General features: G+C 44.7%; 20 protein-coding genes and 1 tRNA gene. 8 read left to right on the top strand and 13 right to left on the bottom strand.

Features of this window, described 5'->3' with window-relative positions; translation table 11 throughout:
• Positions 1-90: 90 nt before the first annotated feature.
• Positions 91-837 carry a PHP domain-containing protein gene (locus tag C942_RS18375; RefSeq protein ID WP_007468547.1) on the bottom strand — a complete coding sequence of 249 codons (747 nt, stop codon included), beginning with the start codon at positions 835-837 and terminating at the stop codon, positions 91-93.
• A gap of 142 nt (positions 838-979) precedes the next feature.
• Between C942_RS18375 and C942_RS18370 the strand changes: the two genes are divergently transcribed.
• Complete coding sequence (locus tag C942_RS18370) at positions 980-3,439, top strand: Lon protease family protein (protein WP_051035875.1); 2,460 nt, start codon at positions 980-982, stop codon at positions 3,437-3,439.
• A 94-nt stretch (positions 3,440-3,533) separates the two neighbouring features.
• On the opposite strand, the gene bfr (C942_RS18365) is transcribed toward C942_RS18370, so the two are convergent.
• Entirely contained in the window at positions 3,534-4,004 is a 471-nt protein-coding gene (bfr, locus tag C942_RS18365; RefSeq protein ID WP_007468543.1) for a bacterioferritin, read from the bottom strand.
• Between the two features lie 18 nt (positions 4,005-4,022).
• A complete protein-coding gene (gene bfr, locus C942_RS18360) occupies positions 4,023-4,487 on the bottom strand; it encodes a bacterioferritin (RefSeq protein WP_007468541.1) in 465 nt (154 codons plus the stop codon).
• A gap of 503 nt (positions 4,488-4,990) precedes the next feature.
• Between bfr (C942_RS18360) and C942_RS18355 the strand changes: the two genes are divergently transcribed.
• Both C942_RS18355 and C942_RS18350 read left to right on the top strand, forming a co-directional pair.
• Complete coding sequence (locus C942_RS18355; protein ID WP_007468539.1) at positions 4,991-7,084, top strand: methyl-accepting chemotaxis protein; 2,094 nt, start codon at positions 4,991-4,993, stop codon at positions 7,082-7,084.
• A 182-nt stretch (positions 7,085-7,266) separates the two neighbouring features.
• Positions 7,267-8,847, top strand: coding sequence for an EAL domain-containing protein (locus C942_RS18350; protein ID WP_007468538.1), 1,581 nt, complete (start codon positions 7,267-7,269; stop codon positions 8,845-8,847).
• Positions 8,848-8,856: 9 nt separating this feature from the next.
• Here the strand turns inward: C942_RS18350 and C942_RS18345 are convergent, their stop codons facing one another.
• Positions 8,857-9,993, bottom strand: coding sequence for a serine hydrolase domain-containing protein (locus C942_RS18345; RefSeq protein ID WP_007468536.1), 1,137 nt, complete (start codon positions 9,991-9,993; stop codon positions 8,857-8,859).
• A 599-nt stretch (positions 9,994-10,592) separates the two neighbouring features.
• Between C942_RS18345 and C942_RS18340 the strand changes: the two genes are divergently transcribed.
• Positions 10,593-11,348: a MaoC family dehydratase gene (locus tag C942_RS18340; protein ID WP_007468535.1), complete on the top strand. Its 756-nt coding sequence runs from the start codon at positions 10,593-10,595 to the stop codon at positions 11,346-11,348.
• 129 nt (positions 11,349-11,477) lie between these two features.
• On the opposite strand, the gene C942_RS18335 is transcribed toward C942_RS18340, so the two are convergent.
• The 3 genes from C942_RS18335 to C942_RS18325 form a co-directional block, all read right to left on the bottom strand.
• Entirely contained in the window at positions 11,478-12,179 is a 702-nt protein-coding gene (locus C942_RS18335; protein ID WP_007468533.1) for a DNA alkylation repair protein, read from the bottom strand.
• Positions 12,180-12,325: 146 nt separating this feature from the next.
• Positions 12,326-13,141, bottom strand: coding sequence for a c-type cytochrome (locus C942_RS18330; protein WP_007468530.1), 816 nt, complete (start codon positions 13,139-13,141; stop codon positions 12,326-12,328).
• Between the two features lie 160 nt (positions 13,142-13,301).
• Positions 13,302-14,702 carry a tryptophanase gene (locus tag C942_RS18325; protein WP_007468528.1) on the bottom strand — a complete coding sequence of 467 codons (1,401 nt, stop codon included), beginning with the start codon at positions 14,700-14,702 and terminating at the stop codon, positions 13,302-13,304.
• Positions 14,703-14,918: 216 nt separating this feature from the next.
• Here C942_RS18325 and C942_RS18320 point away from each other — a divergent pair, with 216 nt between their 5' ends.
• Positions 14,919-16,085, top strand: a complete 1,167-nt coding sequence (locus C942_RS18320) for an iron-containing alcohol dehydrogenase (protein ID WP_007468527.1) — start codon at positions 14,919-14,921, stop codon at positions 16,083-16,085.
• 12 nt (positions 16,086-16,097) lie between these two features.
• Complete coding sequence (locus C942_RS18315) at positions 16,098-16,832, top strand: type 1 glutamine amidotransferase (RefSeq protein ID WP_007468524.1); 735 nt, start codon at positions 16,098-16,100, stop codon at positions 16,830-16,832.
• 119 nt (positions 16,833-16,951) lie between these two features.
• On the opposite strand, the gene C942_RS18310 is transcribed toward C942_RS18315, so the two are convergent.
• Complete coding sequence (locus C942_RS18310) at positions 16,952-17,848, bottom strand: aspartoacylase (RefSeq protein WP_007468521.1); 897 nt, start codon at positions 17,846-17,848, stop codon at positions 16,952-16,954.
• 365 nt (positions 17,849-18,213) lie between these two features.
• On the opposite strand from C942_RS18310, the gene yidA reads away from it, so the two are divergent.
• Complete coding sequence (gene yidA / locus C942_RS18305) at positions 18,214-19,023, top strand: sugar-phosphatase (RefSeq protein ID WP_007468519.1); 810 nt, start codon at positions 18,214-18,216, stop codon at positions 19,021-19,023.
• 236 nt (positions 19,024-19,259) lie between these two features.
• Here the strand turns inward: yidA and C942_RS18300 are convergent.
• The 3 genes from C942_RS18300 to C942_RS18290 all read right to left on the bottom strand — a co-directional run bounded on the left by C942_RS18300 (position 19,260) and on the right by C942_RS18290 (position 21,948).
• Positions 19,260-19,334 (bottom strand) — tRNA-Gly (locus tag C942_RS18300).
• 226 nt (positions 19,335-19,560) lie between these two features.
• The gene (locus C942_RS18295) at positions 19,561-19,743 is read right to left on the bottom strand and encodes a hypothetical protein (RefSeq protein WP_007468517.1); all 183 of its coding nucleotides are present in this window, start codon (positions 19,741-19,743) and stop codon (positions 19,561-19,563) included.
• Positions 19,744-20,013: 270 nt separating this feature from the next.
• Positions 20,014-21,948 carry a glycosyl hydrolase family 18 protein gene (locus tag C942_RS18290; protein ID WP_007468515.1) on the bottom strand — a complete coding sequence of 645 codons (1,935 nt, stop codon included), beginning with the start codon at positions 21,946-21,948 and terminating at the stop codon, positions 20,014-20,016.
• 542 nt (positions 21,949-22,490) lie between these two features.
• Here C942_RS18290 and C942_RS18285 point away from each other — a divergent pair.
• Positions 22,491-23,399: a chemotaxis protein gene (locus C942_RS18285; protein WP_007468513.1), complete on the top strand. Its 909-nt coding sequence runs from the start codon at positions 22,491-22,493 to the stop codon at positions 23,397-23,399.
• Between the two features lie 90 nt (positions 23,400-23,489).
• Here C942_RS18285 and C942_RS18280 read toward each other — a convergent pair whose 3' ends face one another.
• Complete coding sequence (locus C942_RS18280; protein ID WP_007468511.1) at positions 23,490-24,413, bottom strand: ribose-phosphate diphosphokinase; 924 nt, start codon at positions 24,411-24,413, stop codon at positions 23,490-23,492.
• Entirely contained in the window at positions 24,413-25,921 is a 1,509-nt protein-coding gene (locus C942_RS18275) for a thymidine phosphorylase family protein (RefSeq protein ID WP_036801052.1), read from the bottom strand. Before C942_RS18275 ends, C942_RS18280 begins: the two co-directional genes overlap by 1 nt.
• Positions 25,922-26,101: the final 180 nt, after the last annotated feature.

The following is a 26,101-nucleotide window of genomic DNA, read 5'->3' as shown; positions in this document are numbered from 1 at the left end:
AGCAAAGCAATAAGTGTGGCGGCCCCACACCTGTGACTCATACCAACTTTAGTCAACCCCGGATATTTGGAGTAATACCAAAGCCGGTAATTAATCCGAATTTCCTTTGTGCGATGACGATGGTTTATATAGCCGATCCGAACCCAGTGGTAGCTTCAGGCTTTCCATCCACTTATGTTGGCGCCTGAGCTCCTGGTTTAACAGGCGATAAAAGGACTCGATATCCCGATTTGTACAGCTGTCACTGCCAAAGGTCGCATCAAGCTCATAGCTTCGTCGGATGATCTGCGCATTGATATTACGGTTCTTAGGCAAGCTGTGGTTGTAGGTTTCAATGGCATCCACCCGGGTAAGTATTTTCTTGATATAGGGTTTGTTTTGCAGATAGTTATGTCCTGCTAATCCATTGATATGAGGGATCGATAGATAACAATCACGCCCTACCAGGACATCAAGGTAGTATTCTATATCCTTGTCAGTTCTCTCCATCCGGCAAAAATGCTTACGACATTCCACCTCACGGATATAAAAATCTTCCAAATCCTGTAGCTTGCGAAAATAAATCAGGATTTCAAAACCATCCTTACAGGCCAGCTCGATAGCCGGAACATTGTTAATCCCCGCTTCGGCAACCGATATTGCCCCTTTGATTTCGTTATGATCAGTAATGGCTATCAGATGATGTTTATCCTTCAGAAATTCGAGGTAAAAAGGCAGGCTACCACGCCTTTTTGCCTGCGTGGTATGAAGGTGAAAGTCAAAATAGCTGCGCTCGTCACTCAACTTAAAATCATAGAATTCCGAGAAAAAATCAGAAATCTTGTCAAACTCAATCATGATCGCCTCCACATAAATAATAGAAGAGATCAAGCATTCTCAGAATCAGCTGCTATTGGTTAATAGAGCAAGCGTGACCAATAATAATGATCGGTGGCATTTCGCTATGAAAGAATTTTCTCCTAAGGCCAGTAGACAATATATGGATATGAACCAAGGTCATCAGACGGCTCAAATGACGCCGCTCACCGAGGCCCGAAAACTCTCATCTACTGAACTCTATCATCCCTGTGATCCCGGGCTTTTTGACTTCACTACCACCGATGACATAGAACCGATCAACACACCGCTCGGACTCGACCGTGCCGTCAATGCGATAAAACTCGGAATGGGAATCCCTTCCAAAGGTTTCAACATCTATGTGATGGGATCTACCGGACTCGGCAAACACTCAGTAACCCAACGCCTTTTGGCTGAAAATATAGACAAAAATAAGCAAGTGTATGACTGGTGCTACGTCAATAATTTCCGCGAAAACAACAAGCCAAGCATTCTCAGGTTACCGGCCGGAATGGGAAAGGTACTGAAGAAAAAAGTCCAACAGCTGATTGATGAGTTGAAAATCACTGTTCCGGCAGCCTTACAAAACGAAAATCTGATCCGGGAAACCGATCTGCTCCAAAACGAATTAAATGAAAAAGAAATAGCCGCTTTTCAAGCCATAGAAAAGAAAGCCGATGAAAAACAATGTGTACTGAAGCGCTCCCGCAATGGCTATCTGATCCATCCTGTACGTAATGATGAAGTGATGAGCAAGGAAGCGTTTTCCAAACTTTCCCTCAAAGAGCAGGAACAGATAAACAACGATATTGAAGAACTCCGGTTTATGGTGGTTAACCTGCTCAAGCAGGTCCCTATCTGGGATCAGGAAATGCGAGCAAAAAAAGAAAAGCTGGAGCGTGAATGTGTAGGCATAACCCTTGATTACCTCGCCGGGCAACTTCCCGCAGAACTGCTGGAAATAGAGTCGGTCAATAAGTATACCCAGAAATTGAAACAACATGTACTCGACAATATTCCGCTCTTCAGCGGTAGCCTGGAAACCGAAATCAACGAATATACCGGGCAGAAACTCAGCTTCAGTCCGTTCACCGTCTATGACGTCAATATCATTGTCGATAACAGCAAAACCGAAGGGATCCCGGTAATTTATGAAGATAACCCGACCTTCGTTAACCTGTTCGGCCGCATCGAGCACCGAGGGGAATTCGGTGCATTTGTCACCAACTTTACCCTGATCAAGCCCGGCGCTTTCCATCGCGCCAACGGCGGCTATCTGTTGCTGGATGTAAACCAGTTGCTGAATAAACCCTTCGTCTGGGATGTTATTAAGCGCACACTACTTTCAAAAGAGCTGCGTATTCAGCCGCTGGAACAATTGCTAAGTATTAATTCTATCGCCAGCCTTGAGCCTGATGTCGCTCCGGTTGATATCAAGGTGATCCTGTTCGGCAGCCGTTTGTTCTACTACCTGCTGAAACAATACGATCCGGATTTCAGCCAGTTGTTTAAAGTGCAGGCAGACTGCGCCGAAGAGATCGACAGAACCCCAGAAGCCTGCCAGATGTACGCAAAATTCATCAGGCATCTTCAAAAAGAATCTCAAACACGCCCTCTGAGCAATGAAGCCGTTGCTCGCATCATCGAATATGCGGCAAGACAGGTAGAAGATGGAGAAAAACTGACTCTGCATCAAGGTGATATCAACAGCATGATCCTTGAAAGTAATTACTGGGCAGGTGAACAAAACCAGGATGTCATAGCACTCGAACATATTGAAAAAGCCATTGATGAGAAGGATTACCGTACCGGTTATTACAAAGAGCTAATCACCGAGAGCATTCACCGCGGCATCAGCAAAATTGAAACTGAAGGCATGCGTGTAGGTCAGGTAAATGGACTCTCCGTCTATCGTATTGATGACAGTATGTTTGGCCGCCCTACCCGCATTACGGCGGCAGTTCACCTTGGTCAGGGGAACGTTATTAACATTGAACGTGAAGTCAGCCTCAGCGGCCCCAGCCACTCCAAAGGGATCATGATCCTGACAGCATTTATGCGCCAGCAATATGAACAGCGAGAGCCTTTATCTTTCTCCGCGACTCTCACTTTCGAGCAGTCCCATGGCATGGTTGACGGAGACAGCGCCTCAACAGCAGAGCTGTGCGCCTTGATATCCGCGATAGCTCAAGTACCTCTCAAACAAGGCATTGCCCTGACCGGAGCCATCGACCAGCACGGTAATGTTGAAGCCATTGGTGGCGTAAACGAAAAAATTGAGGGCTTCTTTGAAATTTGCAGTGCAAGAGGGTTGACCGGAGGGCAGGGAGTCATCATTCCGAAAACCAATACTGCTCACCTAATGATTAATCAGAAAGTCCGCCAGGCTGTCGATAAAGGTGAATTCCATATCTGGACAGTCGATCATCTCGATCAGGTTATGACACTGCTGACAGACAAAGAAATGGGCAAACTTGATGACAAACAGCGCTACCCGGCCAGCAGCATTAACGGCGCAGTACTGGCCCGCATTAAACGAATGAACAAAGCCAAAAACCCAGAAAACGAAGACACAAAGCGAAGCAAAAAACAAAAAGACTAGAGCATGTCCCCAAGCGTAAGAAAAAATCCGAGGCTTCTAATACAGTTAGCCTCGGGTTTTCATTTTTATATGCTCGGCTTCTGAAGTAGAGGCCCTACCCCATTTGAGACTGAAGGTAATTCGGCAAACCAATCTTTTTAATCAATCCCAACTGCTTCTCCAACCAGTAAGCATGATCTTCCTCAGTATCTGCCAGCATCACTTCTAGGATTTCACGGGTCTGGTAATCCTGGGCATCTTCTGCCTGTTTGATCGCATCTTTGAGGGCTGAGTCAACCGAATACTCAAGTAACAAATCATTTTCGAGCATTTCTGGAACATCTTTACCAATCTTCAGCCCTTCACGCTTACTAAGGTCAGGTATGCCCTCTAAAAATAAAATACGTTCAATTAAGCGAGAGGCATGACCCTTTTCATCATCAAACTCATGATCAATGCGTTCATATAATTTATCCAATCCCCAATCCTGATACATACGGGAATGGATGAAATATTGATCCATTGCGGTTAGTTCACCAATTAATAGCTCATTAAGCGAATCGATAATTTTCTGATTACCTTTCATCTCGACCACCTGTCCCTTTTACATTTGCGATTGCAAATAATTCTCAGTACCAATATTTCTTAGAAGTTCTTGTTGAGTTTCTATCCAATCAACATGCTCTTCTTCATAGGTTAAAATATCTTCCAATAATTCACGGCTAACATAATCACTTTCAGATTCACAATAAGCGATGGCTTCGCGCAGAAGTGTTAACTGCTCCATCTGCAAATCCAGATCACACTGCAACATCTCTTCAGCATCTTCACCGATTCTCAGCTTCTCCAGATGTTGAAGGTTTGGTAAACCTTCAAGAAAAAGAATGCGTTCGATCAAATCATCCGCCTGCTTCATATCTTTGATCGACTTCTTATATTCCTTCTCATCAAGCTCATTCAACCCCCAGTTCCGGAACATCCTTGCGTGCAAAAAGTATTGGTTGATTGATGTCAGCTCAATAGTAAGCACCTGGTTTAAATAACCGAGCACTTGATTGTTGCCTTGCATAACATTACCTCCAAAATTGGCATATCCGTTCTATTTTTAGCCAGCCTTAAGCATAGGTGGTTATTTGCATTTTTGTTAAATACTTGCAACAGGATAATTGGGAGAGCGGTCAGGAAAGAAAGACGTGAAGATGGAATTTAATACACCCCAAATAACTATTTATTGATGAGAACAAAGACGTTCAACCAGCTAATCTCATTATGTATTCATAACTAAGAGAATGAACCTGCCCACAAAGCTAAAAAATGATCATCAAACGTCAGAAATATATATCAACCTAATATTATGGACTTAGATGTATATATTAATAACCCTACAATTTATACCAATACCGCATTAACAATCCCTCATAATCCATTAATTTCTTTTCGATACAATTCTTTTTAGGGACGATTGTGACGTTTTTCTCCGTTTTGTTTCAGCTTATAAATGTAACTTAATGGTGAACAGATCGTAACTAGCTCAGGCCGCATAATAACTATTTATTGAAACAAGGACTTTCCGTGTTCAAAACAATAAAAACACGTATTGCCATCAGCGCCGGTATCGCAATGGCATTTACGCTAATTTTCGCAATGGGGATGACGACCCGGGCATTTACCAATGTCAACCAACAAGTTACGGACAGGGTAAAAGCGCAGCTAAACGAAGCCACACAGCAAAATCTCGAAGCCACTGCAACTGAAGAAGGTAAAACTATCGCCAGTAACCTCTTCCCTGTATTGGCAACACTTGACCAGATTCGTTCGATTATCGAACTGAGTGGTGAAAGTGGTACAGGTGCAGACATTATCGTCAAACAATTTACCGCCGCACTTGAAGCTCAGGATGAAGCAGTTTTTGCCGGTTACATGGTTTGGGAAGAAAAAACCTGGCCGGCCAGCACTGAAGCCGGCGCAAAAGATGCGATTAACAGCAAGGGCTACCTGGCTCCTTTCTTCTCGCCAAACACCAGTAATAGTTTTGACCCGGTTGCGATGGAAAGTTTTTCCAATACCGAGCTGAACAATAACGGTGAGCGAAAAGATGATTGGCACCTGATGCCTTACGAAACCGGAAAAACGTTCGTTATGGAACCATACATGTACCCGGTTCGAGGCAAGCAAGAGCTGATCACGACAATCAGCCAGCCAATCAAAGTTAACGGCAAAATTGTAGGCTCTCTGGGTTTTGACCTCTCGCTGGCTGAACTTCAGGGACAGAGTGAAGATCTGGCGCGTAACCTGTTTGACGGCCAAGGCAACGTTATCATCACTTCATGGAAAGGTGCGGTACTGGCTAACAGCGGTAAAGCTGCTCAGGTTGGTAAGAAGGTAACCGGTGAGCTGGCAATAAAATGGTCTGATATTCAGTCTCTTGCTCGTCGTGACGGTGTAAGTGTCATGACAATGGGTGATGATGAGTTTGCCATTACCTCTGTAGATACATCCGGCGCACCATGGATTGTGATGGTGTCTGTGCCAAACAGCAAGCTGGCTCAGAGCGTTAACGCGTTCGAAAAATGGAGCGGAGAGCAAAATGAAAGTGCGATCAACCAGGGCGTCATTGCCGGTTTGATCACAGCCCTAATTGGCATCGCAATCATGGCCATGATTGCTAACTCAATCGGTAACGTTCTGTCGAACCTGGTTGACCGTTTCCAGGATGTGGCTGAAGGTGACGGAGATCTGACTTACCGTCTGGAAGTAAAAGGTCAGGACGAAACTGCCCAGCTTTCTCACTGGTTCAATACCTTCCTGAGCCGCCTGCAAGTTACCCTACAGACTGTAATGACCACCGCTATTCAGGTTGATGACAGTGCGAACGGCGGTAAAGCCAAAGCAGAAGATTCCAAACACAAACTGAACGCACAGCTAAGTGAAGTAAACTCACTGGCTACCGCAATTAACCAAATGAGTGCAACCGCACAAGAAGTAGCAGGTTCAGCTGTTCAGGCAGCCGCTGCAGCAACTCAAGTTCAATCAAGCAGTGTTAACGGCATGGGTCAGATGAACAATGCTGCGACCGCTGTTGGCGATCTGGCAGTACGTGTTAACGATGCTCAAAACCAAATCCAAAATCTGGCACAGTCCAGCGCAGCGATTCAGGGCATCCTTAGTGAAATCGGTGGCATTGCCGATCAAACCAACCTGCTGGCACTGAACGCTGCAATTGAGGCGGCACGAGCAGGTGAAGCTGGTCGAGGATTTGCTGTTGTTGCCGACGAAGTTCGAAATCTGGCAACCCGCACCCAGACCTCAACAGAAGAAATCCGCACCATGCTAAGCCGCCTGGAGCAGGAAACTCAGTCGATTGTCGAGCTTATGCAGCAAAGTCAGCAACAGGCAATGAATACCAAAGAAGAAACTCTGGCAGCTCAGCTGGCACTGAAAGAAATCAATGAAGCCATTGAAGTGATCAATGATATGAACAATCAGATCGCTTCTGCTGCTGAAGAACAAAGTGCTGTTTCTGAAGAGGTCAACCGTAACGTTGTTGTTATCAACGATACTGCGACCGATGTGATGGACAGTATGAACTCAGCCCTGGACAACAGCGAAGAGCTTGCAGGAAAGGCTGCAGAGCTACATAAAGAGCTAAATAAGTTCAAAACTTAATCACTTAATTAAATATTTTGTCATAAAAGCTTAAAGCGACCGAAAAACGGTCGCTTTTTTTATATGGCCTTAGTTATTGGCAGTGCAGGAAAACAAATATCATTCGTCTGCTCTGTCAATAATGATTAACGTTATCAAACAGATGTAGCTCAACAACACTTTGCGCATTCTGAAGTATAAAAATGATTAATAAAATCAAAAGAACTTATTTCCATTTGGGAAAGCTACAACTATTAAGCTTGCTGTTGCTATCAACATTACTCATAAGCCTGTCGTTGTTTACCATCAACAGCATACATACATGGAGCCAGCACAAGGATAACCTTGTCAGGCAGCTGGACTCCCTTTCTGCGGGGATTGCCCATGATTTAAAAAACAGCCTCGCCGCCCTCAACAATCAGTATCCGGAGCCTCTCTGCGATCATAAAACAATGATGGCAATGCAACAGGCCGACTACTTTGCTAACTTCCTGACCAGTATTTCAATCGTTAAGGATAACCTTATCGTTTGTAGCTCAACTCAGGGAATGATTAATCCACCCACCATACTGATTGAGCCTGACTGGATCTCATTTGCAGGCGTAAAAGTACGTCAACATCAAACAGTCCCATTTTTTGAAGATCATGTCACAGGTCGGACTGCTCAAATCGGTAATTTCTTGGCTTACCTGGATTATTCCAACGCAATCAGCGAGCCACAGCAACCATGGCTTAAATACATCAGCTATTACAACAAAGATGGCGATCTGAACTACCTGTCCGGTGACGCCGATTTTGTTGTTAATGACTTTACTCCACATTCGGACGGCTCACAGTGGTACGAAAACCAGAGCTGGCTCTTCAGCCAATGTATTAATGAAAATGAATGCCTGCTGATTGCAATCGATATTCCGGCCTACTTTGCAGCAAATCAGTCCATGCTGTTCCTGTGGGGTTGCATTTTAGTAACCGTACTAATTCTAGTCGGCTTACTTGGCAATCACGTTCACCACCACCTTTTCAGCATTCCGCGCCAGGTTCGCCACGGAATAAATGATCACCAACTCACCCTGCACTATCAGCCGATTCTTGAAATGGCTTCTGGTAACATCATCGGCTGTGAGGTACTGAGCCGTTGGCGTACTCAAGATAACCAATGGATTCGACCAGATGAATTCATTGCTATTGTTGAGCAAAACGGTCAGACAGCAGAACTGACTGAGCAGGTCGTCTTAACCTGTATCCGCGACTTATCGAAGGTCGGCATGTTGGGCAAAGTAAAAGTTGGTATCAATGCTTTCCCTGCTGATATTGCTTCAGGCCACATTCGTAACCTGCTATGCCAGCAACTGCCTAAAGAATATTACTCGCTGTTCTCTATAGAACTGACTGAGCAAAAAATTGAGAACCTTAAAGCTCTTAGCCAAGGCGTACAGGATCTTCGCAGACTTGGGTTTGAAGTAGCGATTGATGATTTCGGTACTGGATTTTCTAACCTTGAAGCTTTACGAGAAGTTAATGTCAGTGCGTTGAAGATCGATAAAAGCTTTATCTGGGGAGCTGAAAAGCCGTCACTGAAACGAAGCCTTGTCGAGCATATCGTCAACATTGCTAAGTCGCTGGAGCTCCATATTATTGCTGAAGGAGTTGAAACAACGGAGCAACTGGAGTATCTGCGCACGCTGGATGTCGACTACACCCAGGGCTTTTTGCACAGTCGTCCGGTTAGCCTGGAAGAGTTTGTGGTCAAGGCAAAGCAATACGTTAATACCGAGAGTTCCTGATTAAGCGCGTCAATTTTCTTTGCGCACTATGTGTTTTCGATAAAGTTCGAGGAATTCCAGCACAATTTCCCTCGCGACATCAGTCTCACTGTTTGTCAGAAAAACCATCCCGGTCTGGGTAACAGGGTTAAACACCATTTCAGTTCTAATCCCTTTTACCCAGCCACCATGGTGAACAAAGCCGGTTATGCCGCGATAATCAAATGTCCGCCACCCCAACCCATAGTAAACATTACTCAACTTGGCCCGGTAACGATACTGATTAGCCCGAATATGAGGTTTATGCATGATTTCCAGTGATGAAGGGCGTATTACTGAAGGGTAATGACCGAACTGCGCTAACATCCATTTCGCCAAGTCCTGTGCGCTGGCATTGACTCCTGCTGCGCCGGGTACTCTGTAGTAATAAGGCTCTGGCTTAACGGCAGCGTACCCTGACTTCACCTTAACATGCGGAACTACACGATTAGGTTCATTCTTAAACTCATCAAGCCCGAATGAAGCATGATTCATCCTCAGCGGAATAAAAACTAACTCTTTGACCAAAGTTGGAAAATCCTGCCCAGCGGCAAGAGCAAGCATATCAGCACTGAGGTTATAGACAATATTCTGATAGCCGTAACATTTACCCGGATCGCAGACAAACTTCACTCGATCAAGAATCTGCAGGATCCTCGTGTAGCGAATATTATCTTCCAACAAGTCTGAATAGGCCTGGGGAACAAGCCCTGTTGTATGCGAGAGCAAGTGCCTGAGTGTTACCACCTTACCCAATTCCGGATCACTGAATTCGATATCTTCCAGATACGGAACTACATGCGTGTCCCACTCAATCAATCCTTTAGCAACCAATATTGATGTCACACCGGATGTAAATGTCTTAGATATTGAAGCCAGAGGAAAAACTGTTGCCGAATTGACTCTTTGCTTACCACCAACTTTCGTCACCCCATAACCACGTAACAACCTGATGTTACCGTTTATGATCACCGCCAGCGATGCACCGGGTACTCCCTGCTTAACGGATTTCTTAGCGTATTCATCCAACGCAAACACAATTTCATCTTTTGGCGCCGAAACAGCTGTACCACAGTAAAACACAGCCAGCATGACAGCCGCCAGAAATCTGGGAAACTTCAGCAACACAGGCTTACCCTCACGAAAATGCAATTCTTAACGCAGAGCCACTATGTCTTCAAAATCCTAAGGGTAGTGCCTGTTACTGGTATCAAAGGCTCTCTGATTTGAGAATCAAACTCAATCAGGACAAGGGGGAACAACTAAAAACAAGGAATGTCAAAAAACTCATATTTAACCAACAGAGCTCACTTTGAAGCCTCTATCTTAAGATATAAGAAAATAGTGCAAGAAATCGCCTCAAATTTACACTATGATAATTTTGCGCGTTAATTTTAACCCATTGCATATATTTGCTTTGATCACATAGATTACATATTTTCCGCGTACACTTGTTCGCTGATTTGATATTTCTTTGTGTACACTTGTTCGCTGAAAACGGTGTTTTATTGATAATTAATCCTATTTATTGGCTTAATGTGATTTTTTTTAGATATTTTGCACTAAACGCACAATTCGCGCATCTTACTGATATTCAAATGAAAAAACTCATCGGACGAGTCAAGAAGTGAGATCTGGGACACAAAACAACTTTTATTGTTCGCTGTAGTCGCTACAATACTTCGCCTTAAGCACTTCAAGACAAACTAAAATAAGGTCACACAGTCATGAAAGTAGTCGATTTCTTAAAACAAAAGCGTGATGTTCTTTCTCAACATCCGTTTGAGCTGAAGGATTTCCTATCTCCGTCTCTTCGTGATTACTGGCTTGAATTGGTTGAGAAGGCGAACAATAGTCATCTGGGTTCACTAATTAATCAAAACAGCACTGCTTCAAATGATGATGCTGTAGACGCTCCTGTTGAGGTAAAAACAGAAGTAAAATCAGCTACAAAACCTACGTCAGAAGACGTTGTTGCTGAAACAGAACCTAAGAAGCCTAAAATTGAGATGCACCCTGAAGCTGAAAAGCTGATGAATGAGCTGAATGAAACACTGGGCGAAGTGATTCATGTCGGCAAATGGCTGACTGTTGATCAGGAACGTATCAATGCCTTTGCTGATGTGACTGAAGACCACCAGTGGATTCATACTGATCCTGAGCGTGCGGCAGCAGAGTCTCCGTTCAAAACCACAATTGCGCACGGCTTCCTGACGCTGTCTCTACTTTCAGTTCTAACTGACAGTGTTGATCCGGAAAACCAGAAATTCCCGACAGCAAAAATGACAGTTAACGTTGGTTTGAACAAGGTTCGATTCCCATACCCGGTTAAGTCTGACAACCGCGTACGTGCAAGCACCAAAATTCAGTCTGTCACAGCAATTAAACGCGGCCTGGAAATCGTTCAGGAACTGACCATCGAAATTGAAGGTGTTCGCCGCCCTGGTTGTGTTGCGGAATCAGTAATTCGCCTGATGTTCTGATAGAACACCAAACGAACAGCAAAAAGCCATCCTCTCGGATGGCTTTTTCGTTTATAGAAATTATTAGGTGATTTGGGGCGATGGCACTTTGCCATTCAATACATTACAAATTACCTACTCTGCCCTTACTTACTCTGCTATGACCCCGCTTTTCTGAATCACTTTCAAGGCTTCTTTCTTACTCAACGAAGACAACTCTTCACTGTGGCTGGCAACAAACTCTGATACATATTCAGGATCTGTTTTCGAATACTCACGCAACACCCAGCCAATCGCTTTGCGAATGAAAAACTCATCGTCATTAGCCAGCATTAAGATTGTCTCATCGAGCAACGGTAAGTTGGTCTGATCCTTATGTTTCAAATGAGCCAGAAGAGAAGCACGACGCAGCCACATGTTGTCAGACTCACGCCATTCAATAAGCTTCTGTTCAAACTCTCTATGTTCCTTAACCAACAAACCAATCAGGTTTGAGGCGATTTTATCAACCGTGTCCCAGTGGGTAGATCCGAGCAGCATTTCTTCATAAACAGCAAAGGCTTCTTTGGTTCGGAAAGCTTTGTAATATTCTGCTGCCTCCATCGCCAGATACTGCTCTTCACGGTTTTCGCCGGACCACAACCAAAGCACCAAACGGCTGTAATCAGTGAAAGTAGCAACTTTGGTGTGCTCTCTGGCCTGTTTGAAAATAGCCTGGCGCTGAGGTGTTTTCACACCATAAAAAGGCTGGTCTGTTTTCATGTAGGCCTGCATTTCCTTTGCAACATCGGGATCACCGGCTTCGGCCATCCGCTGCTGCATGAAAATCACCATTGGAATGATGAGGGACATGTATAACTTCCTTTTCGACTAACTTTTTTATTTTGATTATTGGAACCTAGTTCCTGTGCAGCCATTCTACCCCCATCTTTCATCACGGCAAGAAGCCCGGCAAAAAACCGAGCTTAGCCAGTATCAGAAACTCACTGACAAAATGATTATTTGCTACCCAGTTTGCCCTGATATTCGAGGTACTCCAAAATCCGCTCTACTTGCTCACTGCTGAGATCTGCATGATCCGGCATCTGGGTATATCTGAATTTAGAGGGCTGACGAATGTACTCACGCAATATATCTGAATCACGATAAGCCAGAATATTCATTGGCGCATTCAGGTCCGGGCCGACTTTCCCACCCTGTTGATCAAGAGCATGACATTTCAGGCAACGAGCTTTAAAGATCTTGAACCCACTGAACACATTTGAATTCTTCTTTACCCCGGCCGGATAAACAGCCGGATACCGATTCTGAAATTCAACAGTGTTGATTGCCGCTAACTGATATGGCCACGGATAAGCCTGTTTCGGCGTCTGCTTGTCGCCTTTCCAGACCAGATAAAATGGTCCTGGATTCGACTGGTTGTGACCAATCAGTTCCCACTCCGGAGTATCAACATCGCGAAATACAATATAACCTCCCTGCTCCATCAGCTTATCCATGGTTGATACCGCCTGGTAGCCATCCAGAGCAATAAAATTCACATCTGACGTCAGTTTGCTTTCCCATGAATTCCCGTAGGCAAACGCCATTACATCATGAAGAGCAAAGCCGATGTAACGCTTATCTTTACCATACTGAGGGTCATAGATATCGACCTGATGCGTCGAGAGCTGTTTCTTCATATCGTCAAGAGTGACTGTTTTCAGCACCTCTCCGTCCTGAGAAAAAACCAGCTGCGCTGCATTGACCACGGACGCTAAACACAGTAAACCAATCACCGTCAGCCACTTTATCCATAGCGCTTTTTCCTTCATTTGAACGCTCCTTATTCTGCTGATTTTTTATGACTACTTCACTTTGACTATAGTCTTTAAGCTTTTGGCATCATTAGGCTTTTTATTTTATGAGATAAAGGTCACAACCATTTGCTTGTGCTCAATATCCTAACCTTACTCTATTCTGTTCAAACTGTGCTCACAGAGAAGGCCTCATCACCGCCATAAAATGGCGTAGTACTGGCGGTTCATATTCAAATTCAAGCCCTTTTAACGCCCTTGCACACCTTGCTACAGCAATCACAGCGTCAGCGACATAATCCATATGATCGTTGGTATAAACACGCCTCGGAATGGTCAGGCGCATGAATTCAAAGGGAGATGGCTTCTGATTATTGGTGACAGGGTCACGCCCCATTAAAAGAGAACCGATTTCTACAGCACGAACGCCAGCTTCAAGATACAGTGCATTACACAATGCCTGAGCAGGAAACCTTTCCGGCGGAATATGTGGTAACAGCTTTTTGGCATCAACAAACACCGCATGACCGCCGGGTGGCCACTGAACAGGAACATCGGCATCATGAAGCCGAGAGCCAAGGTACTCAACTTGTTTAATTCGATAAGTCAGAAAATCTTCATCCAACCCGTCAAATAATCCTCTAGCCAGCGCTTCCATATCCCTTCCGGCCAAACCGCCATAGGTCACAAATCCTTCCAGTGGCACACAACGGGACTGAACAGCCTGAAATAACACAGGATCATCACGTACAGCACAAAGGCCACCGATATTTACCATTGGGTCTTTTTTCGCAGACAACGTCAGCATATCGGCATAGCGAAACATCTGCCTGACGATTTCTTTAATCGACTTGTACTGGAACCCCTCTTCCCGCTGCTTTATAAACCAGGCATTTTCACAAAACCGCGCCGAGTCCATCACCACAGGAATGCGGTATTGACGACCCAAAGCATAAACCGCTTTCAGATTTGCCATTGATACCGGTTGTCCGCCGGTACTGTTACAGGTGATGGTCATAATAATGGCAGCAATATTCTCCACCCCGTAATGACAGACACAATCTTCCAGCTTTTGCAGGTCGATATTCCCTTTCCAGCTAAAATCCGATTCAGTATCGAACGCTCGCTCATCCACAAGATTAATGGCTTGGGCGCCGGACAATTCAACATGAGCAGCAGTGGTATCGAAATGAAAATTGGAAATAAATACAGGATGGCTTCCACCGCGTTCCCGCTGCATTTTTTCAACCAGGCACGGAAACAATAGTTGTTCGGCACCACGCCCCTGATGAGTCGGCACAAAGTCCCGGTAACCGAAGACCTCTTCAACAGTCGCTTTCAAATGATAGTAATTCCGACTACCGGCATAAGCTTCATCCCCCAGCATCAACCCCGCCCACTGGGATTCACTCATTGCCCCGGTGCCGGAATCAGTCAACAGGTCGATATAAACATCTTCACTTTTTAGCGCAAACGGATTGTAACCCGCTAGTTTCAGCGCCTCTTCCCTGTCAGCCAGTGTTGTCATCCGAATTGGCTCTACCATTTTGATCCGAAACGGCTCTGGAATTCGTTTCATACCACACTCCTAATCGCCGCATCTGGGTAGTACACCTGAGTTGACGAATATTCTCCCTGTTCCTACGTTAAATATATCAGTCACCTGTAAAACCATGTGTTAGGGCATGAGTTTCCATGCAACTGGCGCGATTCATGCCTTGCCCTATACGAAAGTTGAACGACTGCTGATTCAATCCAGAAGATAGTTCAGCGAAAACCTTTAGGAGTCGCCACCATGACCTATGGACACTGGCATTACCCGACAGAAATCATCGCCAGAGAAGGCTGCACCAACAAACTTGCCGACTATTGCCGGAATACCGGTATCCATCGCCCGCTGCTAATCACAGATCATGAGCTGGCCGAAACTAAGATGGTGCGAAATATTATTTCGGGATGCTGCGAAGCCGACTTACCGGTTGAATTATTCAGCCATATCCAAAGCAACCCTACCGGGGCCAATGTTGAAGCCGGGATCAAACACTTCGTCGATGGCAGGCATGACGGCATTATCGCCTTAGGCGGCGGCTCCAGCATCGACGTAGCTAAAGCGGTCGCGTTGGTTGCCAGGCAGGCATTTCCACTATGGGATTTTGTTCACCAAGATGAAAACTGGCAGAAAGCAGATCCGGAACAAATAGCCCCTGTCATTGCCATTCCGACAACCGCAGGAACAGGCTCAGAAGTAGGTCGGGCATCGATAATCAAAGATGAATTAGAGCATAAGAAAAAAATCATTTATCACCCCAAAATGATGCCGAAACTGGTACTGCTGGACCCGATATTAACCTTAGATCTTCCGCCGGAGCTGACTGCCGCCACAGGGATGGATGCACTGTCACATAGTCTGGAAGCACTCTGTACTCACACATTCCACCCGATGTCCGATGCCATAGCCCTGGAGTCTATGCGGATAATTTCGCATTACCTGCCTGTCGCCTACATGGAAGGCCAGAATCTGAATGCCCGCTTCGAGATGCAGATTGCTGCCTGTATGGCCGCAACAGCATTTCAAAAAGGCGTTGGCGCTACACATGCCCTATCCCACACCCTGGGAGCAATTTACGATAAACATCACGGCCTGCTTAATGCCATTTTGTTGCCGTATGTCCTTTCTGCCAATAAAGACCATATCAATGAAAAAATGATCCGGATGGGACGATACCTTGCTCTGCCAAGACCGGATTTTCATGCGGTTATGGCCTGGTTACTCTCACTGCGAACCGAACTGAATATTCCTCACACACTTGCAGCCATCGATATCGACAGCAAAGAGGCTGAACGAATTGGTGAAATCGCAGCATCAGACCCTTCTGCGGCGAGTAATCCGATCCATTTCACAGCAGAGCAGTATGCAGAGATATTTACTAATGCCGTCAAAGGGACACTCATTTATCAATGAGGTGGAGTGAATATGGTTTTGGGTGTTCTGCTATGTGACGACGTACGACCCGAGTTACAAGAAAAGCATGGCAACTATCCGCAAATGTTCAACGAGCTGTTCAAGCCGGTTGATCCGACTATGCTGCTCAATTTCTACCGCGTCATTGATGGCCAGTACCCGGAGACTTTAGATGAATGCGATGCCTATATCACTTCTGGCAGTCGCTATAGTGTGAATGATGCAGCAAGGTGGATAGGTGTTTTCGAAGCATTCATCCACCAGCTCTATCACCAGCAAATTCCTTATATCGGGATTTGCTTTGGTCATCAGATGATCGCCAGATCACTTGGTGGGGAAGTTTATCCTTCATTTAACGGATGGGCTATTGGTGTTAAATCCGTGGCACTCAATCAAGAGGAAACCCGCCGTCATAGCTGGATAACTGATGATGTGGAAACGTATTCCCTGATAGTCAGCCACAATGATCAGATAGCAGAACTGCCACCAGAGACGCTTGTGCTGGCCAGCAGCGAATACTGCCCCTATGCGATGATTCAGGTCGGCGATCATTTTCTCGGTATTCAGGGGCACCCGGAATTCACCCCAGCATACACGTATGATCTCATTCAATGCTTGAAGAACCGATTCAGTGAACAGGAGCGCGATTCAGCACAAGCTTCACTGGATAGCAAAACCGATCACTTAACTGTTACTCAATGGATCGTGAATTTCATCAAACAGCGTCACCTGGATTTATCTCAATGAAGATCAGAAACCTCAAGCGAGAAGTAAATTCGCTGACGAACTTTATTCTGACCGATATAAAATAGCGCCGGAATTTTCACTCCGGCGCTATTTTGAATTTCACGAAAAATCACTCAATTTTAAACTTCAACTGTCACCTTTTTAGCAAGTGACATTGCGAGGTTATTATCATAGTAAGCCGCTTCATTGATGAAGTGCGGATAGGCTTCATAGTCGCCTTCCCAACAGATAACGCTTCCATCAAACAGAGTAAAAATCGGGTTCCCCGGACACAACGGTTTGAAATCGGCATCCTGTACATTGCGGTGAACCATACCGATTCGCTCTCCCTGTTCATCTTCCGGTAACTTCAAAGTTTCGATGTATTTAAAGGCCTCAAAACTTTTCGGTAGTTCAGGCAATTTATCCGTATTGTGCAGATCGATATAGTCCAGAATATGCCCCGTCATTTCTTCCATCCAATCAAGAACATCCTGACGGATCACTGACTGTGGCTGAGGGCCTACTTCAACAATCACACCCTGTGCTGAAATCGAACTGAGGAAATAATGCTCTTCAACTGAAACCTGATCTTCCAATACAACCACAGCATCCGGCATTTTAGATTTAACATAAGCGGCCATTTTACGGTTGAAAGCATCACTTTGTAGCAGAATAAGTGACGGTCCCATGTTACTGGTGGTGTTATGCAAATCGATGATAAAGTCTGTTTTAGCATCACCTTTCGGGCCAAGCTGGTAGTTGATCGCTTTAGCTCGGCTCTGCTCGTAATTCGCCAGTTCTGTATTGTTAAGATCTTCAAAGCCGAACTGACGGTTCAGGTCACAATCCAGGTAGCGTTTGTTCTCATCAAAGGCTTTCGGGTTGGCAAATACGGTCTCTACAGAAAAAGATGAACGGGAAATAGCATCTGGTAATTGCTGCCATTTACGCAACAGGTAGATGCCACTGAATTCATTACCATGGGTTCCGCCGACGATCGCAACGGAGTTGATATTACCTTTCCTTGTATTCACTGCTCAGGCTCTCACTCTACATATTTATTCACTCTAACAGACTAAAATGAATACCAGCTTTATTAGTAATTTGCCAGCATTAATCCAACAGGTCTTTCACTATTTTCTAATTGTGATTAGTCCTTCTTACGTCGAAAAAGTTGCTCACTGAACAAACTTTTAGTTCACAGGATTCTTATCCCGAATTCAAGTTACTACTTTTATCCGCCACTCCCTCCTATTTAGCAGCTCTTCACGAGCTGCTTTTTTATCTGAAATCAAATCAACCACAGATGATCACAGTTTCGTCATTATTCGATGTCGAGCTGGTCACAAAAATTGAGTATTATGCGCGTTCTAAAATTTTATGGATGCGGATACACAACATGTACAAACTGGTTGCACTTGATATGGATGGCACCCTGCTAAACTCGCAGAAAGAAATTTCTGAACGTACCAAGCAGGCAATCAAACAGGCACGAGAAAAAGGTGTTCAGGTCGTACTGGCTTCAGGACGTCCTCTAGAAGGTCTTACAAATTATCTCTCTGAACTGGGCATGACCAGCAATGAAGATTACGCACTGAGCTACAATGCTTCACTAGTACAGCGAGTTGAAAGCAAAGAAATCATTCACAGACAAATCATGCTGGGTAGTGATGCAAAAAATATCGCCAGCCTGGGGCGTGATTTAGGTGCTTATGTACACGCTTTCTCTCCGACGCGCGGCCTGATCACGCCAGAGAACAACACCTACACTCAACACGAGTCAACCATTAACGGTGTTCCGGTAACTGAAATCGACTTCGCAGAACTGGACTGCAATGAAGAAATCATCAAAGTGATGATGGTTGCTGATCCGGAAATTCTATCCGCAGCCATTGAAAAACTTCCGGCTTCGCTTTATGAGCAGTACACCATTGTACAAAGTGCACCATTCTTCCTTGAGCTAATGAACCCTAACAGCAACAAAGGTGCAGGTGTTGCAAAACTGGCCGAACATCTGAACATTGATGCCAGCGAAGTGATCTGCATGGGTGATGCCGGTAATGATCACCACATGCTGAAATACGCAGGTCTTGGCGTAGCGATGGGTAACGCAACCGACGATACCAAAGCGCTTGCTGACCACATCACGGCTACTAACGATGATGATGGTGTGGCTCAGGTAATTGAAACCTTTATCCTGAATAATTAACTTTTAATATTTATTATTGAAATGTATTAGTCCAGATTTGAGCTAACAGTTACCCATTTATCTTTTGGTAACTGTCAGATTATATCTGGACTAAGTTATTAGATTCAGATTTCGAATGATAGCTCAATAACAATAAAGTAGATTGTATTGTTTCAAGTTAAGCAATCTCGTTACTTTATTTTTCTCTGCATACAAAAAAGCCCACACCTGAGTGTGGGCTTTTCGCGAAGAATTCTTGGAGCGGGCAGCGGGAATCGAACCCGCATCATCAGCTTGGAAGGCTGAGGTAATAGCCATTATACGATGCCCGCTTTCTGGATGCGTCAGTTAAAAACTAACGTGATGTGCATCGAATAAGTTCATAATGTCATATCCGACAGCAAAATAAAGTACTGTTTTCTCGAATGTGATGCAACTCACAAAATCCTCAGCCAAGCGCTTAAATTTCAATCACATATAAGCTAAGACCGTGTTGAAGTTGCCAAAACAAAAGCCGGTCATTGCCGGCTCCTGCTCTAGAAACTGTACCACTTAATCTCAGCTTGATGGGTAATCTTTTTCTTCTTTACCCTTAGGAGTCTTACCAGTCACTGTCCAATGTTCATTAGGATCATAACTTTCGTCACAGATATCTAATGAGAAACCCATTTCCACGATCTCTTTTATGGTCAGGTTATCCGCAAGTTTAGCTATTTCTCCTGATTTATTACGTAGTTCCATATTCGCCCACCTCAGAAAGTATCCAAATAACCAACTACCTTATTAACTATAGTGCTTACATGGGTATTTTCCTATGCTTAAGCTGGTTTATATAGTTCAGGATAATTAATAACTATTACAATCACGTGTGTTATATCAGAATTCTTCCCATTTCACCCGGCTGACAAAGCATATTCCATTTGCTATGTGCCCCTCCCTTTCTAAAGCTTTAAACAAAAACAGCCCTGAAAAATCAGGGCTGTAAACTGCTATTCAAAGTTAAGCAGGGAATCAGATTTTTTGCCAAACATCACTTTGTCCAGGCTTATCACCTTTTGTCCACCACTTAGCCTTATATTTCACACCGTTGTAAACAACAATATCACCACCAACATAAACCTTACCTGCATCCCAAGTAGTTTCACCAGTGCCGGCAACATCCACATTTACAACAACATCTTTTGTCACACTCTTACTGCCGTCGGTTACCGTAATGGTCACGACTTCTTTCAGGCTTGTAGTAGTGTTTGGCGCTTTATAAGTTACCGTTGCACTGCCATCACCGTTATCAACAACAGTTGCATTTGTAACGCTAAAGGACAACTTATCACCAGCATCAGCATCAGTTGCAGAAACAGTGAAGCTTATAGCCTGCCCTGGCTGAGCCGACTGAGCGGCAGGTACAGTCAGAACTGGCGCATGATTAGGAGCTGTACCACCACCGGTAGTGAATACACGATCAATCGCTTCAGCCAGTGGTGAACTTAATTTAGTACACTCTTTTAGCATACGGCCTCGGCTGACAATTGAACCTTCACATTTAATATCGCCGTGAACCTGCCATACAATCACACCACCAAGGTTATTATCGACAATGTACTGGGCTTTTTTCTCGATAGACGGAACATCATCATAGCTCAGGAAGTACTTACCTTTAACAGCATATGGGACTTCTGCGTTCGCATCCCATTTATGTTCCCAGCCCGGAGTTTTAACGATGTAGTTATAGTTAGGCTGGCCTTCAAATACTTTCCAATTGTCCAAGTCAACCGCTGACTCTGTCGGACCATCCACGCTAAAGTTCACTGTGCGTTTATCCGTTGGTGCACCAACATAAGCCTGTGCTTCTGTTGTCTGGACACCACGGCCATAGAACGCCGCACCGAAGTTAATCTTATTGGAAGGAATACCTTTTGCTGCCATCCAGTTGCGCAGATGATCCAGATTCAAACCGGCATATTCTTCTTCTGGGTATGGATATAGCGGCGCGTTGTGGCCAGCAACATTAGACCAACCACCATTGAGATCGTAAGTCATCATGTTGAAGTAATCCATACTGGTAGACAAGCGAGACCAGTTAAATCCTTCCAATTTTGCAGTCGAAGCAGAGAATGCCGCAGTAAGAAGCTTGTTCGGTCCAATCTTCTTACGGATATCTTCCATCAATTGCTCAAAATTAGCGTAATCTTCAGGGTTACCCTTGAAGTTCATACCACCAGTGCCTGGATATTCCCAGTCAATATCAATACCATCGAAACCCAAGGCCATCAGCTTGTCGAGATCCGCCATGAAACGCGCTTTCTTAACCGGATCTGCTGCCATTTCAGGGAAGTGCTTCGACATACTCCAACCACCCAGAGACGCCATTACTTTCACGCCTTTTGAGTGTGCAAGATCAATAAGCCCCGGTGCACCACCAGCTTTTTTCAGAGGAATAGGGAACTGTCCTGTGATACCTGTTGGCTCATGTAACCAGCCATTACCATGTGGTACAAAACCTTGCTCTTTAACTTTCAGGTACTGTTCTTGGTTCCATGGCTCATTCGTAGGGAATTGGTGTACATATTCCAATTCACCCCAAAGAATATGAAGGTCCCAACTGGAATAAATGTCCGGATGCAACAAAGGACCAGGTTCCTGAACAGCATTAGGCTGATAAATATTTTTGTTCCTCAGGTCACCACTATGCAGTGAACCATCCTTTGCAACACCGAAGAAAGAAAAGTTAAGGATAGAGTAGATATCCATATTTACGTTCAGGTGGTTAGCTTCCCCTTTAGCGGTAAAACCTTCATTAGGGCCCTTCCATGCCTCCCACTGAGTAATATAACCAATCACATTCTTATCATGAGTTGGTGCAGCTACTGCTGTACCTGAAATTCCAGCCATTAATACTGTAGCGGCTACTGCGCCTGCAATTTTGCTTAGGTTCAGTCCCTTTCGCATGTCTAACTCCACGTATCGTTTATCAAATCCACTGGTACTACTTTTTGTAGTTACCTATGTCTGCTTATCGAATATGGCTTTATAAGATTGCCAGTTATATCATCCAAACAGCTTCTTGATATCTGCGAACTGGGTATTCTGAAAGCCTTTACAATAAGCGCAAAATTAGTATCACCTATCTTTTTTTGTTTAGCGAAAAATAATGAGGCTTTTTAATAACACTTCAAGTAAAAATGTAACCAAGTGGTAACATGAGACGGCAATTTTCCGATCCAGTTCGAAATCAATCCCCGTCAGGCATAAAAAATACAAATTAACAAATAGATCTTTTTACTTTAAAAATTAAGCGTGACTTCAACAAATAGGAGTTTTGAAGATAAAATAAACGCAATGACCCAACGAACGAAATAACACAAAAAACATCCAACTCAGATCAATAAATCTCTTAAAATTCATTAAGTCTGTTTCCTATTAACCGTTCAAACAGCTACTATGTAGGGTAAAGTTCTGAATCCTACATAATGCGCAAACAGGGATTGAAAATGATCAAATCCGCGACGAATCAATCTCAGGGTATGCTGCTTTTTCGGCTAACACCGTTACAAACATTTGCTATCGGTACACTGAAAGTAAAAGAAATTGTTCCTTATACACGCCTTACTGCTATACCCCATTCTCACCCTACAGTTCTGGGAGCCGCGACTTTACGTGGTGATACGCTTCCAGTTATAGATATGGCCAAGGCGGTCGGTTATCCACCTCTAAGTAAAGAAGAGCTAAAAGACTGCTACATCATCATCACAGACTGCCGCCGAATGCTGGTTGGTTTCCTAGTTCGTGGCATTGATAAGATTACTGAGTGTGACTGGCACAAAATTGATGCCCCACCAAGTAGCCTTGGCAAAAATGTCTTCGTGACAGGGGTAATGAATGTAGAAGAAAAACAAGTACAATTACTTGATGTTGAACTGCTGCTATCAAAAGTCTACCCGGATAAACCTGACAGCCTGCATCCGGTACTGACAGACATCCAGCGCGAGATTCTAAGACCCTTAAAAATATTACTGGTCGATGACTCAGCCGTTGCCCGCCGTCAGCTGTCACAGGCACTGGACAGCATCAGTATCCCTTACTTTATAGCCACCAATGGACGTGATGCCCTGACAATGCTTGAGCACGCAGCCGATGCGGGGGAACCTTTTGATATTCTAGTCAGTGACATTGAAATGCCAGGGCTGGACGGTTACGAGCTGGCATTCGAAGTTCAAAATAGCGATAAGTTAAATCATGCTTACATTATCCTGCATACCTCACTTTCCAGTGAAATCAGTGTATCTCAGGCTCATCAAGTTGGTGCTCATGAAGCCCTGACCAAATTTGAAGCTAATGAACTGATCCACGCGATGCTTCGAGGCGCTGAGAAAATAAGCAGTCTAGAAACAGAAAGCTAAATATAAACAAGGCCCACAATCTCTGTGGGCCTTCCTTCATCTGACTTATTTTTTGCTGGACTGCATGTATCTTCCATAATGGTAAGGGCATTATTTTTTCCTTAGCTCATCTATCTCATCAAGACTTTCAGAAATGGGAACCACCAACGACTCACTCAAATCCATCTCATTTGTGTGATGAGGAATCGAGTTAGTCGTTACCAACTTCCTAATCCCTCTCTCCTGAAGGCGTTCTTCAGCCTCACCGACAAAAATGCCATGAATTGCAGCACAAGAAACATCATCAAACTGCTGCTTTTGCAATGCCTCAATACATTGAATCAGCGTATGTCCGCTGGATATCACATCATCAATAATGACAACCGAACAACCCTGATGAGCATCCAAATCCGGCAAAGTCACAACAACCTCTCTATCTCCCAGTCGTTGTTTTTCACCAATAACATAGGGGTGACCGCTCAGCTCTGAAACCTGAGCTACCCATTGCTCACTTTCAGCATCAGGCCCGACTAATAAGATATTCTGCTGTGTTGCCAGCCATGTCGCCAGCAACGAGCCGCCATGTACAACCCGGCAAGGAATCGAATACACCTCATTTAAAGAGTGATAGCGGTGCAAGTGCGGATCAACGGTTACCAGCCAGTCGACATGCTGCGACAGTAAACTGGCAAAGATCCGTGAGGTTACAGCTTCTCCGGCCACAAAACGCTTATCTTGACGGAGATAGCATAAATAGGGAGCTACCAGTCCGACAGAAACCGCCCCTAGCTCACGAAGCGTTTCTGCTAAAAATAACAAGTGCAGACATTTGCTGTCAGGATGGGATAAGTCAGCAAGAATAATACAATGCTTATCTTTTACCGATGCCTCGATACGCAGATAAGACTCGTTATCCGGAAACCGGCGAAAGCTATGAAATCCAGGGTTTAATGCCAACTTCTTACATAAACTGTAAAAAAGCGAGTGTGGTTCAAGCGCAAACAAGACCGCTTCCGTTGATGTTTCACTCATCATCAGTCTCCTATTTCAAACATATCGAAATTATCCCGGTAATAGGACAAGGCATAATCCCGCTCTCCTAGGCTGGCCGTAAATAAAGTAAATAATGGCTGCCCCTGTTCCACCTTATTGCCGACGTTGACGTGTAATCTCAATCCTGCACAGGCTTCTCCTGGAGCTCCGGCAAGTTTAGCCAGCCGGGACAATCGCCGATTATCTATATCGTAGACAATACCGCTCTGCAGGGCGTACTGAATATCCTGATGCTTCGCCATCGGCAGCTCTTTTCGTTCCCCCTGAACGTCAATGATGTGCTGAAATTGCTGCCATGCCCTACCACTGCTAAGGAGTGACGTTGCCAGGCTCAGTGCTTCATCAATGCCTTTACCACGAGCAAAATCCAGTAACTGTGCGGCCAAAAACAAAGCACGCTGACGTAAATCCTTTGGCGCAGATCGCTTGTTTTGTAGAACAGCCAATACATCACGCATTTCTTCAGCCGGTCCTATGCCACTGCCGACTGGTTTAGTTCCATCACTAATTACACAGCGCACAGCTAACCCCAGCGCAGAACCCACTTCAGTAAACAAAGCAGCCAGCCTTTCCGCATCGGCCTGAGTTCTAATTTTTGCCGTTTCACCTACAGGTATATCAATCAGTACATGCGTTGAACCTGCCGCTATTTTCTTCGACAAAACCGAAGCAATAAGCTGACCTTCACCATCCAAATCCAGGGCTCGTTCAACCCTGATCAAAACTTCATCAACTGGACTTAAATTCACCGCCCCCCCCCAGACAAGACAGGCTCCCGTATGGGATATAACCTTTTGTATTTCATCCAGTCCCAGTTCTATGCGGGTAAGGGTTTCCATCGCATCGGCAGTGCCCGCCGGAGAGGTGATGGAACGAGAAGACGTTTTAGGAATAATCAGACCGGCCGCACTCACAATGGCCACAACCAGAGGTGTTGTCCTGTTGCCTGGCAAACCGCCAATACAGTGCTTATCAAATACCTTCTCATGCCCCTGCCAGCTGAGCTTTTCACCACAATTCACCATGGCCCTAGTTAAAAAAATAATCTCCTCAGCGCTTAGCCGGTGTCCGGCACAGGCGCTAAGAAAACTTGCTATTTCAATATCACTGTAACGATGAGTGCTGATATCAACGATGATCGAACGGATTTCCGCTTCATTCAGCTCATTACCATATATTTTCTTGCGCAAAGCACTAAGCGATAAAAGAACCGGTCCGTGTTTGACCCGAATACTGTCGCCATATGCAATACCCAGCCGCTCGGCCGCAACCTTGGAAAAGCCGATATGGTTTCGCGGTAAAACATACTGCTCAACAACGTTTAACGTCGCAATCAGCTGCCTTCCCCTGAGTTCAATCGTCACTCTTGAGTTAGCAGTAAATCCTTCCGCACGACAGATATGACAGTCGTTTCTCATGTAAACAACCGGCTCCTGATGTGTATCTATCCCCATGTCCATAGCTATTAGATGATGATGCTTTTTGCTCATAAGCCCTACCCTGGTTCTTTCTCGTTATTAATCAAAGTGAGCACTAACACCTACAGCGACCATCAATTTTCAGACGGTGGTCTATATTATTATGGCTTGATTTTTTTCATATTCTGCGGTGGCGGACTATTTTGTCAGGTAGCCCCAAATTACCAATCAGCCAAATAACAAAAGCAGGGG

The organism is Photobacterium marinum (assembly GCF_000331515.1).
In the GTDB taxonomy this organism is placed as follows: domain Bacteria; phylum Pseudomonadota; class Gammaproteobacteria; order Enterobacterales; family Vibrionaceae; genus Photobacterium; species Photobacterium marinum.
This window is presented reverse-complemented; position numbering and strand designations above follow the sequence as displayed.